We start from the raw sequence: 12,783 nt of genomic DNA on the forward strand, positions 1-12,783 counted from the left end.
CAGCAAACCAGCATGTGGCAACAAAGGCAAGGACTTGCGCCCATAGATGATTTCGCTGCCGCGGTTCTCATGCGCACGCGCGATAATGGGACGCATGCCAGTGATGAATGATGAGGTGCCCGACGAGGGCGACTTCGACGCCGACCGTCAGCGCGGCGAATTTGACCATGTGACCCCGGAGGACTTCATCCGAGGCTCCGGCCACGGCAACCCGCCCGGATGGCTCGACCCCGCGGACATCAACCGTGCCCGCAGCCAGATGCCCATCGCCTACGTGGAGATCGTGCCGGTGCGCATCGACGAGTTCGGACGCGTCGCGCAGGTCGGCTCCCTGCTGCGCGTCACCGAGGACGGCTCGGTGGAACGCGCGCTGATCTCCGGGCGTGTGCTCTTCCACGAGACGCTGCGCGAGGCGATCGCCCGCAACGTCGCCAAGGATCTGGGCGATATCGCCCTGCCGATGCTGCCGCTCAACCTGCAGCCGTTCACGGTGGCCGAGTTCTTCCCGACCCCGGGCCTGTCCGAATACTTCGATCCGCGCCAGCATGCGATCGCGCTGTGCTACGTCGTGCCGATCGCGGGCGACTGCCGTCCGCAGGACGAGACGCTCGACGTCGAATGGGTGAACCCCCATTCCGAAATGCTCGACAAGTTCCTCGCCCAGATGACCAACGGCCACGACCGCATCGTCCGCAAGGCGCTGGAATGGGTCAACGCGTGACATGCGCGTGACATGCGCATGACAACGCCGAAAACGCCAGAAGGGATATCGATATGACTTTCACCATTCACAACCGCATTCTGCGCGAGGGCGAGGGAACGCCGCTCGTGCTGGTCAACGCCTACCCGGTCGACGGACGCATGTGGATCGAATGCGCGAAGCGCATCGCCGCGCTCGCCGACGAACAGGGCCTTGAACCCTTCCCGATCTGGGCTCCGGACATGCCGGGCTCCGGCGAATCGCCCGCGCCGAGCGACAAGGAGTCCGGCCGCCGCGCCGAGAACGGCTCGTATCCGGACGCGCTCGACCGCATGGCCGAATCGTACGTCGATCTGATCCGCGCCGCCGGCTACGACAGGGCGGTGTGGGCCGGCCTGTCGATGGGCGGCTATCTGGTCACCGACCTGTACCGTCTGCACCCGGAGGCGGTCGCCGCGATCGCCCTGTGCGACACGATGGCCTCGTCCGACGGCGTCGGCGGCGAGCCGCGCCTGAAGACCTCAGACGCCTGCGAGTCGACGAACAGCGTCGAACCGGTGATGCACTTCGCCAAGCCCGCCGAGGGCGATTCGACCGTCAAGAAGAGCCAGCCGTTCATCGACCAGATGACCGCGTGGATCAACGACCAGAACCCGGCCGGTCTGGCCTGGCGCCAGCGCATGACCTACGGCCGCACCGATCTGGCCGGCGTGCCGGAGACGATGGACGTGCCGGTCGCGGTCGTCTCGGGCGAACTCGACCCGACCAGCAATCCGAGCGTGATGGGCCCGCTTGCCGAACGCATCGGCGCCAACGCGGTCTTCACCCCGATTCCCGACTGCGGCCATTTCAGCGCGGTCGAGCATCCGGACACGGTCGCCCGCGCACTGGTCGACCTGGTCAGGCGTGCGGCCGGGAAGAGGGCGTGAGACCATGGGCATCTCCTTCAGTCCGCTGGCGCTGACACAGGCGCTGCCGTTCCTGCCGCTCGCGCAGGGCGACATCGACTACCAGACCGAACGCCGAGGCGAACCGGACCTCATCGACGCGACCCTGGCCGAACCGGCCACGAAGGTGATCCTGACCCGCAACGGCCTGATCGCCGTGCCGCGCGGACAGGGCGAGCTGGTCGACTACGAGAACGTCAAGCTGCGCCTCGCCACCCTGCCGGGGGCCTACATGGCGGATGAGCTCAAGGCGAATCCCGAGGCCGTGGCGATGTTCCTTGGCAGCTACGGCGGTCGTCGCGACGAGCACGTCGTGGCTGTCGACATCACCCGCGTGGCCGCGCGTCCGGCCCAGTTCGGGGTCGACGACGGCACCAACGGCTCGTCGCGCGGCAGTGCCGGCGGCGTGGCCGGCGTGAGCCACAGCTCGCAGGGCGCCGACGCGGCGTTCGACGAGACGCCGGCCTCGGGGGCATCGGGCGCGACCGCCCGAAAGAGCCTGCTCGAGCAGGCCCTCGACCGCTTCGACTGGGTGGATCTGCGCGGTTTCGCGCCCCACGCCTCCGCACGCGAGGCCGGTCAGGCCACCACGGCCATCTCCCTGAGCATCTGGCATAATCGCCAGCGTCACTGCCCGACTTGCGGCGCGCCAGTCGAAGCCGCCAACGGCGGCTGGGCGCAGCGCTGCACGAACGAGTCGGACGGCCGCCGTCTGCTGTTCCCGCGCGTCGAACCCGCGGTGATCACGATCATCGTCGATTCGGCCGGGCGCGCGCTCATGCAGCACAACGCCGCGTGGAAGAACCCGACGCTGTACTCGGTGTCGGCCGGATTCGTCGAGGCCGGCGAGAACCTCGAGCATGCGGTCCGTCGCGAGGCGATGGAGGAGGTCGGCATCACGCTCGGCGAGGTCAAGTACCTCGGCTCCCAGCCGTGGCCGTACCCCGCATCCCTGATGATGGCGTTCAAGGCGCATGCGCTGACCACCGACGTCCACGTGGACAACGTCGAGACCGTGGAGGCGCGGTGGGTGACCCCCGACGAGTACATGGCGGCGATCATCTCGGGGCGCATGAGCGCGCCGGGCAAGGCCACGATCGCACGGTACATGATCGAGGAATGGCTCGGCCACGAGCTGTGATCCCACGCGATTCTGCGAGATCCCACGAGATCCCACGCGATCCCACGAATAGACATCTCAGAAACAGATATTTCATAGTGAGCTATGTCACAGGGATGTTTCCGTTCGGTGAAAATCCGCCGTTTGCGCGGAATTTCACAGGATTGGCATTCCCCTCTGGGATGCGGTTGATGTAGAGTCGGGTTCAGTTCCGCATACGCCGGCCTGGTGCCGGCGGCGAACCGCAGAACGAAAGACGAACCACGTCAACCAAGTAGTGTAAGGAATCGGGAATGACTGACGAGCAGACGCAACGCATGTCGAACTGGCAGCCGGAGTACGGCGCCATGCGTGGCGACTTCGAGTCCACGCAGCGAATGGCCCCGATCGCGGCCGCCGCGGTGCCGATGCCCGGAGTCGCCGGTGGTACGAACGGCGGCGCATCGTACGCCAGCCGTCATCAGGTCGCGGGTCACGCGCAGGCATCCGCCGCCGGTGCGGTGCCCGCTGCCTCCTCGGTTCCGGCCGGCGTCTCCGGCATCACGGACATCCCCGCCGACGCCATCGCCGTCAAGGCCAAGTCGTCCCACAAGGGCCTGATCATCACGCTCGTCATCGTGGGCGTGCTGCTCGCCGCGCTCGTCGGCGCGTTCTTCACCGCGCGCTGGTACTTCTCCGATCGTGTCGCCCCGGGCGTGCGATTCGGCGCGACCAGCGTCGTCGGACAGACCCGTGACGAACTGGCCGACACGGTCAACGCGGCCGTCAACGACTCCGCGATCACCGTGAAGGACACGACCAGCGGCAGCTCGGTCACCGCCGCGCTCAAGGATCTCGGCGTGAGCGTCGACGTCGACAAGACCGTCGACAGCCTGCTGGGTGCCAAGTCCTCCTCGAACCTTCTCGAGGATCTCGTGCGCGTCAACCCGTTCAGCCGTGTGAACGTGCCGCTGACGGCCACCACCAACGACTTCACGCTCAACGACTACCTGTCGAGCAAGCTCATCGACGAATCCGGCCGCGCCGTGCCGTCGTCCATCGCGTACAACGCCGAATCCAAGGCCTTCGTTGCCGCCGAGGGCCGTTCCGGCTCCACGCCCGACGACACGAAGGTGGTCGCCGCCGTCAAGCAGGCGATCGCCGAACCGGGCACCGCCGCCACGGTGAGTGTCGCCGACAAGACCGTCGACACGCCGATCACGCTCGCCACGGCCCAGCAGGCCGCCGATCAGGCCAACCAGCGCCTGACCAGCCCGATCGTCATGACCAACGGCGACGCGAAGGAGTTCACGCTGCCGGCGGCCGAGGTCGCCAAGTGGATCAAGCCTACCGGCGAGCCGTCGAAGGGCAGCATCACGCTCTCCTACGACACCGAGGCGATCAAGCAGTACCTCGCGGCCCAGCTGCCCGAGGAGCTCAACCAGAAGATGGTCTCCCAGGTCGACATCGTCGACGGCAACGGCACGGTCGTCATCAAGGCGCAGACCAAGGGCGTCAACGGCGTGGCCATCAAGGACACCGACGCCGCGGCCGCCGAGGTCGCCTCCAGCCTCGAACAGGGTCAGGGCGGCACCGTGCAGGTCGCCGCGGACGTGACCAAGTACGACACCAAGCAGAAGAAGAGCGAATACCGCATCGTCGTCGACAAGAGCTCCCAGACCGCCACCGTCTACCAGAACGGCGCGGTCATCAAGACCTTCAACGTCGTCACCGGCAAGGGCTCCACGCAGACCGACAACGGCACCTTCTACGTGTATCTGAAGTACAAGACGCAGACGATGCGCGGCGAGGACTACGTCACGCCGAACGTGCGCTGGGTCACGTACTTCAACGGCGGCGAGGGCTTCCACTCCGCTCCGTGGAACTACAACGCGATCGCCTCGGGAGACCCGGTCAGCCACGGATCCCACGGCTGCGTGAACATGTACGACGACGACGCCAACTGGATCTACACCAACATCCCCGACGGCACGATCGTCCAGGTGGTCGGCTCCCAGCCGTCCGCTCCGACCCGCTGACCGCACCCCCCCCTTCGCACCCCTTTATAGGCCCGGCCGCCCGCCCGATGCGCGAGCAGCCGGGCCTTGTGCATGCGGTTTTTCATATGAGCTTGCTACCCTTGTAGCCATGAACGATGAACTGGATGACGAACAGCCGCTGAACCTCGACGTGCCCGAGCACCTCGAATACTCCGACGACCACGTGTGGATCGACACGACGCTCGAACCCGCTCCGCTCGGCATCACCGACTACGCCGCCGAGAAACTCGGCGAGCTCGTCTACGTCGACCTGCCCGAACCCGGCACGCGCGTCGAGGCCGGCGACGAGATCCTCGAACTGGAATCCTCCAAGGCCGTCGAACCGCTCATCGCCCCGGTCGCGGGAACGATCCGCTACGTCAATCAGGCCGTGTCCGACGATCCGAGCGTGATCAACTCCGACCCGTACGGCGAGGGCTGGATCCTCAAGATCGAGCTCGAGGACGACGAACCCGAACTGCTCACCGCCGAGGAATACCTGAAGGTCATCCGATGAGCGGCGAGGGGAGCCGGTCGCGCGACGGCCAGCACGGCCAGCATGACCACAACGACCTCAACGGCCGCAATGGCCACAATGGCCAGATCCCGGCCGACGACATGCCCACGGTGCCGATTCCGGCCCGGCATGTCGTCACCACGTTCGACGCCGCCTCCAGGCGCGAGCGCATCGAGATACAGCCGTTGTACGAACGCATCGTCCGCCGCGTCATCACCCGCGTGTTCAGCGTGTGGGTGAAGGCGGCGACGAAGGCCGCACACGACCTCGACTGGTTCCCCCGCGTCGATCCGTACGTCGGATACGGCACCAACGACTACTCGCGACTGATCTGCCGCACCGTGTACGCGGGCGCGCACAGCCAGTCCGGTCTCGCCATGCGCGGATTCAAGGGCATGCTCGCGATCCCCTCGCCGCACACGCAGGTCAGGATCAGCATCGACGACGTCCCCCTCGAAACAGTGCAGGTGGGCGCCTCCGAGCGCTACGACGCACTCGACGAGCGGCCGGAGGTCGACAGCGAATACGCGCTGTCCGACACGTCCGGATACCTCGATCTGGTCGCCGAGCACAAGCTCGCCTCCGGCGTGCACACAGTCTCCTACCGGGTCAGGGGCCGCAGGCCGGTCACCGCGAGCCTGTTCACGATCCCCAAGGACGCGAAGGTCGGCATCATCTCCGACGTCGACGACACGATCATGATCACGCAGGCCCCGATCCTGTGGAAGGCCGCGTGGAACCTGTTGTTCCTCAACCCGGAGAAGAAGGCGTCGGTGCCGGGCATGAGCGTGCTGTTCACCAAGCTTGCCGACCTGTTCCCGGACGCGCCGTTCTTCTACCTGTCCACCTCGCCGTGGAACGTCGAGGGCGCGATCCGTCACTTCATCACGAACCACGGCTTCCCCGAGGGGCCGCTGCTGCTGCGCGATCTCGACCCGCGTCCCAAGACGTTCATCCCCACCGGCCCGCAGCACAAGCTCGAGTTCGCCGAACAGCTGATGGGCGATTTCCCGGATATGAAGTTCATCCTTGTCGGCGACGACGGGCAGAAGGACCCCAGCACGTACGCGACGATCGTCAAGCGCTATCCGGGGCGCGTGCTCGCCATCGCGATCCGCCAGCTCACGCCGCGCGAGGCGATGCCGTTCGGCATCAATGCGGGAGGCATGACCGCCTCCCAGCCGACGCCCGTCACCGACGTACCCGTGTTCACCGGAACCACCGGCGCGAACCTTATGAAGACGATGCTGCCGTATCTGAAGGAGCATCTGTCGTAGCGCGTCCGGCGTCATGACGTAGTCATAAGCGCAGTCATAGGCGGCGTAATCGCGTGGTTGACGGGGGATTCGGCTTATAATCGCGATTATGACTGACGAGAAGAACAACCCTACGGCAACGGAGCCGCACACCGAGCAATCCGTGGAACACCTTGTGGAACCTACGGCACAGTCCGCGAACGAGTCCGAGGCACAGCCCGAGCAGCTGGAGTCGATCCGCGACATGGCGTGGGCGGCCGAAGCCACCGCCGCCCGCAAGGAGGTCGTCGAGGCGGAGAGCCCGGATCTGACCATCCCGCCGCTCGTGCCGCAGGCCGTCAAGGAGTATACGCGCCGCGAGCATCACGGTGATCTGTTCCTCGACCCGTACGAGTGGATGCGCGACAAGGAATCCACGCGCACGCGCGAATACGTGGCCGCGCAGAACGATCTGTGCAAGACGCGCAACGCCCATCTGGCGGGCCTGCGCGAGACCCTGTTCGACGAGCTCAAGTCGCATGTGCAGGAGACCGACATGTCGGTGCCGGTGCGCATGAACGGCTACTGGTACTTCGCGCGTACGCAGGAGGGCAGGCAGTACGCCGTCCAGTGTCGCATCCCCGTCAAGGGCGAGGATGATTGGACGCCGCCCGAGGTCGACCCGATGGGCGCCCCCGGCAGCCTGAAGAACGAGCACGTCATCTTCGACGCGAACGTCGAATCCGACGGTCACGACTTCTTCCGCCTCGGCGGCATGGATCTGAGCCGCGACGGCCGCTGGATGCTCTACGGCGTCGACACCGAGGGCGACGAACGCTACGACTTCCGCATCCGCGATCTGGGCAAGCCGGTCGCGCTCGACCCGGAGCATGCGTCCGAAGCCGACCTGCCCGAGGTGTTCAAGGGCGTCGGAGGCGCGTGCTTCACGCCCGACGGCGAATACGTGTTCTGGGTCGAACTGGATGACGCTTGGCGTCCCTGCGCGGTGTGGCGTCACCGCGTCGGCACGCCCGTCGACTCCGACGTGTGCGTCTACCGCGAGCAGGACGAACGCTTCTGGGTGGGCGTCGGACTGAGCTTCGACGAGCGCAACATCGTCATCGGCACCGGGTCGAAGACCACCACCGAGGTGCTGATGCTGCCGACGAATCGCCCCGAAGGTGAATTCCAGCCGTTCATCCCGCGCAAGACCGACATCGAATACGACGTGAGCTTCGCGTGCTTCGAAGGCGCCGGCGAGCATGGCGAGGACGTTCCGCTCGCGGTCGTCTACCACAACGCGAAGAACCCGAACTTCGAGATCGACGTGATCGACATGCGCGATCACGAGCCGCCGTACGCGCTCGGCGAGGGCGTGTGCATCGCGCAGGGCTCGCCGTACGGCTGCGAGCGCGGCGACGAGGTCGCGGCCGGCGAGGACGAGGGCGATAGCCTGATTCCGAACTCGCGCCAGCCGATCACCAAGGCGTACGTCAACCCGGCCAATCCGGCGATCCTGCAGGGATTGCACGGTCTCGGCATCGAGGGCATCGCGATTCATCGCCATTTCGTCTCGCTGGCCTACCGCGCCGATGGCCTGCCGCATGTGGCGGTCATGCCGAAGAGTCTTGCGGCCGAGGATTTCGCGGCCGGACGCCCGTGGCGGTTCACCGAGCTGCTGCCGCCGTCATTGGAGAACGACTGGGACACCGTCGCGCAGGATGCCGGCGAGCTGATCGGCGATCACGGCGAACGGCTGTGGGCCGCTGACGAGACGCCGTCCGACCACACGTCGTCGTCGGATGGCGCGAGCGACGATCATCTGCCCGGTGAGACGCGCCGTCTCTACTCGATCGGCACCGGCGGCAACCCGTCGTACGACGCGCCGCGCATGCGCTACTCGTTCACCAGCTACACGCGCCCCGGCGAACTGCATGAGGTCGATCCGGTCACCGGCGAGGATCGTCTGCTCAAGCGTGCCACGGTGCTCGGCGGATTCGATCCGCGCGAGTACATGGAGCGTCGTGTGTGGATCACCGCGCGCGACGGTGAGCGCATCCCCGTGTCGCTGGTGTGGCGTCGCGACATCCCCATGCAGGATGCGCCGATGTTCATCACCGGCTACGGCGCGTACGAGATCTCCTCGGATCCGAGCTTCTCGGTGGCGCGACTGAGTCTGCTCGACCGCGGCGTGCTGTACGCGGTGCCGCACGTGCGCGGCGGCGGTGAGTTGGGCCGCGCCTGGTATGAGCAGGGTCGCAGGCTGAACAAGAAGCACACGTTCGAGGACTTCGTCGACGCGACGATCGCCCTGCAGAAGGCGCATCTGGCCGATCCGCGCAGGACCGTCGCCAACGGCGGCTCCGCGGGAGGCCTGTTGATGGGCGCGATCGCGAACATCGCGCCGCAGGTGTATGCGGGCATCGAGGCGGATGTGCCGTTAGTCGACGCGCTGACGTCGATCCTCGACCCGTCGCTGCCGCTGACCGTCACCGAATGGGACGAGTGGGGCGATCCGCTGCACGACGAGGACGTGTACCGGTACATGAAGTCGTACACGCCGTACGAGAACCTGCCGGAGAAGGGCACGCCGTTCCCTCGCGTGTTCATCACCACGTCGATGAACGACACGCGCGTGCTGTACGTCGAACCGCTGAAGTGGCTCGCCGCGATGCAGGAACGCGGATTCGACGCGATCGCCAAGATCGAGGTCGAGGCCGGCCACGGCGGCACTTCGGGCCGATACAAGCAGTGGCGTCAGGTCTCCTACGAAAACGCCTGGTGCCTAGACGTCATGGGCCTGCGCTGAGCGCGGACGAAAAGAGGCTCCCCTCGCCTCGGGGGGAGCCTCTTCTATGTTGCTATAGTCGGCTGTTTATGGTCGATATGCGCGCGGAAACGCGTCAGATGCGCTTGAGGATATCCTCACCGACCTGATCGGTGGAGCGGACGGTGGAGCCGAGCTCGGCGATGTCCGCCTCGACGGCCGTATGGATCTTCTTCGCCGCATCGTCGAAGCCGAGATGCTCGAGCAGCATCGCGGCGGAGAGGATCGCGGCGGTCGGGTTGGCCTTGTTCTGACCGGCGATGTCCGGGGCGGAGCCGTGGATCGGCTCGAACATGGACGGGTACTTGTCGGTCGCGTTGATGCAGCCGGACGCGGAGTAGCCCACGCCGCCGACGACCGCACCGGCCTCGTCGGTGAGGATGTCGCCGAAGAGGTTGTCGGTCAGGATCACGTCGAAGCGCGAGGGGTTGGAGACCAGAAAGATGGTCGCCGCGTCGACGTGCTGGTAGTCGTGCGTGACCTCCGGATACTCTTCGCCGACCTTGTCGACGATGCGCTGCCACATGTCGCCCGCGTTGACGAGCACGTTCTTCTTGTGCACGAGCGTGACGTGCTTGCGGCGCTTCATGGCCAGCTTGAACGCGTAGCGCACCACGCGCTCCACGCCGTACGCGGTATTGATGGACACCTCGGTGGCCACCTCGTTCGGGGTGTCGCGGCGGACGGCCCCGCCGGCACCGCAGTACAGGCCCTCGGTGCCCTCACGCACGACGACGAAGTCGATGTCGCCGGGGTTGGCGAGCGGGGAGGTGACGCCCTTGTACAGCTTCGACGGACGCAGGTTGACGAACTGGTCGAGGTCGAAGCGCAGCTTCAGGAGCAGACCGCGCTCGAGGATGCCGGCCTTGATGCGCGGGTCGCCGACGGCGCCCAGCAGGATCGCGTCGTTGGCCTTGATGCGCTCCTCTTCCTCCTCGGGCAGGATCGCCCCGTCCTTCAGGTAGCGTTCGGCGCCCAGATCGAAGTGCTCGTACTCGAACTCGGCCACGCCCTGCGCGGCCTTCTCGAGGGCCTTCTGAGCCCACGGGGTTACTTCCTTGCCGATGCCGTCGCCGGGAATGACGGCGATCTTGTACTTCTTCGTTGCGGTGTTATCAGTCATGTGACTGAACGTTACCCGCGCGCCGTGGGCGTCCACGGATGGTGTTCGGCCTATGGACATCCTTGACCTCTATGATGGGCATCATGCGAGGGGCATATAAGGTACCGAGCGGCAAACTGGTCGCCGTCGCCATACGGTTCGAAGGGGCGAGGATCGTCGATGTGCGCATCGACGGGGACTTCTTCATCGACGCTCCGACCGACGCGATGGCCGATGCGCTGATCGCCGACATAGAGGAGTCACTGGAGTCGGTCGCGGAGGAGCTGGTGGCATCGGAAACATCGGAGACGCTCGTCGCGTCGATCGCACGCGCGATCGCGAGGCATCCGGAGACACGTCTCGTCGGCTGCGATGCCGCCGCGATCGCAACCGCATTCCGGCGCGCGATCGGACGGGTCGACGGGCGGGTCGGTGAACAAGCCGATGAACGGGCCGACGGACGGGGTGATGAACGGGCCGACGGACAGGGTGACGGACGGGCGGCAGGCCAATCGGACGGTCTACCGTCGGACGACGGTCAGACGTCGGATGGTCGGACGTCTGACGGTCGACTGACGGCGGTGCATTCGCACGTCGGTGCGTCACAACACGTCCGATCGCAGTCGGACGTGCCGCAGAAGCCAGTCGACCCCAGTCATGAGGAGGACACGGAGGACGCCGAATTCGCACGTCGCTGGGCTCGGCTCCTGCCCGAACTCACGCTCGTCCACGACATCCCCCGCTCTGCGGCCGAACAGATGCGCATCGACGAGCAATGGGCGCGCGAGGTGGCCGACGGCACGCGCCGCCCCACGCTGCGCATCTGGGAGTGGAGCGGATCGTGCGTGGTCGTCGGACGGTTCCAGTCGATCCCCGACGAGGTGCACGAGGACGTGGCTCGCGCCGAGGGCATCGCCGTGGTCCGCCGATCGACCGGGGGAGGGGCGATGTTCATCGAACCGGGCAACACGATCACCTACTCCCTGTATGCGCCGCTGTGGTTCGTCGACGGGATCGACGTGGCCGCATCGTACCGGCTGTGCGACCGCTGGCTGGTCCGCGCGCTCGCCGGCCTCGGCCTCGACGTCCGGTTCGCCGGGCTCAACGACATCGCCTCGTCCCACGGCAAGATCGGCGGTGCCGCGCAGCGCCGGTTCCCCGGGGCGCCGCGTTCATCGAGCCGGTCGGGTGTGTCAGGTCAGTCGGGTGTGCCAGGTCAGTCAGGTGTGCCGGGTCAGTCGCGCGGTCCCGGCGCGGTGCTCCACCACGTGACGATGGCGTACGACATCGACGCGCGGAAGATGGACCGTGTGCTCAACACCAGCGCGGAGAAGATGAGCGACAAGGCGGTCCGATCCGCCGTCAAACGTGTCGATCCGCTCAAAAGTCAGACCGGCATGACGCGTGGCGAGATCGTCGACCATCTGCTTGATTCCCTACGTGGTGCGGTACAATAATGCGAAACGAACGGCCGGTGTTGTGTGAGCCATATTGCGTAAAGGCCCGTCCGACAGATCCGACAAGGGAGTGATGCGTGGTGACGGAGAAACCGAATGCGATGCCCGATCAGGAGAACATCCTGCTGCATACGGCATTGTTCAAGCAGGTTTCGCCCGGTGAGGCCGAGGAGCTGATCCCGCATCTCAATCAGGCCGTCTACGACAAGGGCGACGCGATCTTCGAACAGGGCGGCACCGACCATCGCATGTATCTGCTGGAGCATGGACGCGTCAAGCTCATCCGCGAATCGAGCGATCATCGCATCCAGCTGTTGTCCATCCACGCTCCCGGCGAGGTGCTGGGCGAGATCCCGGTGTTCGATCCGAACGGCGGCCCCCGCACCGCGTCCGCGCTCGCGATGTGCCACGGCACGCGCGTGGTGTGGCTGGAGCATGACGCATTGTTCCACTGGCTCGACCAGCATCCGCGCGTGGCCATCGACATGCTGCAGGTGATGGCCAGCCGCATGCGCACGAACAACGAGCACATCTCCGATCTGGTGTTCATGGACGTGCCCGCGCGGCTTGCGAAGACCCTGATCAATCTCGGCGCGCGCTTCGGCGAGCCGGTCGAGGAGGGGCTCAAGGTGCCGCACGATCTGACGCAGGAGGAGATGGCCCAGCTGGTCGGCTCCTCTCGCGAGACCGTGAACAAGGCGCTGATGGACTTCGCCAACCGCGGATGGATCGCACGCGAGGGCCGCTCCATCATCATCTACCAGCCGGGCATGCTCATCAGGCGATCGCGCCGATAGCCGCATCCGCGCCGATAGCCGTGGCCTCGCCGGCATTAAGCCGATTCCCAGAGAGTGCGGTTA

The 12,783-nt window shown here is 66.1% G+C and carries 10 protein-coding genes; 9 read left to right on the forward strand and 1 reads right to left on the reverse strand.

The window, feature by feature from the left end:
• The first annotated feature begins 94 nt into the window (after positions 1 to 94).
• The 7 genes from BCAL_RS05680 to BCAL_RS05710 all read left to right on the forward strand — a co-directional run bounded on the left by BCAL_RS05680 (position 95) and on the right by BCAL_RS05710 (position 9,346).
• On the forward strand, positions 95 to 721 hold the full coding sequence (locus BCAL_RS05680) for an NUDIX hydrolase family protein (protein ID WP_043165092.1): 627 nt from the start codon (positions 95 to 97) through the stop codon (positions 719 to 721).
• Between the two features lie 53 nt (positions 722 to 774).
• The gene (locus BCAL_RS05685) at positions 775 to 1,629 is read left to right on the forward strand and encodes an alpha/beta fold hydrolase (protein ID WP_043165093.1); all 855 of its coding nucleotides are present in this window, start codon (positions 775 to 777) and stop codon (positions 1,627 to 1,629) included.
• Positions 1,630 to 1,633: 4 nt separating this feature from the next.
• Positions 1,634 to 2,788, forward strand: a complete 1,155-nt coding sequence (nudC, locus tag BCAL_RS05690) for an NAD(+) diphosphatase (RefSeq protein ID WP_043165095.1) — start codon at positions 1,634 to 1,636, stop codon at positions 2,786 to 2,788.
• Positions 2,789 to 3,060: 272 nt separating this feature from the next.
• Positions 3,061 to 4,785: a L,D-transpeptidase gene (locus BCAL_RS05695; protein WP_052119061.1), complete on the forward strand. Its 1,725-nt coding sequence runs from the start codon at positions 3,061 to 3,063 to the stop codon at positions 4,783 to 4,785.
• Between the two features lie 109 nt (positions 4,786 to 4,894).
• Complete coding sequence (gene gcvH / locus BCAL_RS05700) at positions 4,895 to 5,302, forward strand: glycine cleavage system protein GcvH (RefSeq protein ID WP_043165097.1); 408 nt, start codon at positions 4,895 to 4,897, stop codon at positions 5,300 to 5,302.
• A 101-nt stretch (positions 5,303 to 5,403) separates the two neighbouring features.
• On the forward strand, positions 5,404 to 6,579 hold the full coding sequence (locus tag BCAL_RS05705; RefSeq protein ID WP_043165231.1) for an App1 family protein: 1,176 nt from the start codon (positions 5,404 to 5,406) through the stop codon (positions 6,577 to 6,579).
• Positions 6,580 to 6,883: 304 nt separating this feature from the next.
• Positions 6,884 to 9,346, forward strand: coding sequence for a S9 family peptidase (locus BCAL_RS05710; RefSeq protein WP_420796815.1), 2,463 nt, complete (start codon positions 6,884 to 6,886; stop codon positions 9,344 to 9,346).
• Between the two features lie 94 nt (positions 9,347 to 9,440).
• Here BCAL_RS05710 and BCAL_RS05715 read toward each other — a convergent pair whose 3' ends face one another.
• Positions 9,441 to 10,487, reverse strand: a complete 1,047-nt coding sequence (locus BCAL_RS05715; RefSeq protein ID WP_043165099.1) for a 3-isopropylmalate dehydrogenase — start codon at positions 10,485 to 10,487, stop codon at positions 9,441 to 9,443.
• An 83-nt stretch (positions 10,488 to 10,570) separates the two neighbouring features.
• On the opposite strand from BCAL_RS05715, the gene BCAL_RS05720 reads away from it, so the two are divergent.
• Positions 10,571 to 11,923, forward strand: a complete 1,353-nt coding sequence (locus BCAL_RS05720; RefSeq protein WP_140444944.1) for a lipoate--protein ligase family protein — start codon at positions 10,571 to 10,573, stop codon at positions 11,921 to 11,923.
• A 77-nt stretch (positions 11,924 to 12,000) separates the two neighbouring features.
• Positions 12,001 to 12,720, forward strand: a complete 720-nt coding sequence (locus BCAL_RS05725) for a Crp/Fnr family transcriptional regulator (RefSeq protein WP_107044223.1) — start codon at positions 12,001 to 12,003, stop codon at positions 12,718 to 12,720.
• Positions 12,721 to 12,783 lie beyond the last annotated feature (63 nt).

The organism is Bifidobacterium callitrichos DSM 23973, from assembly GCF_000741175.1.
Lineage (GTDB): Bacteria > Actinomycetota > Actinomycetes > Actinomycetales > Bifidobacteriaceae > Bifidobacterium > Bifidobacterium callitrichos.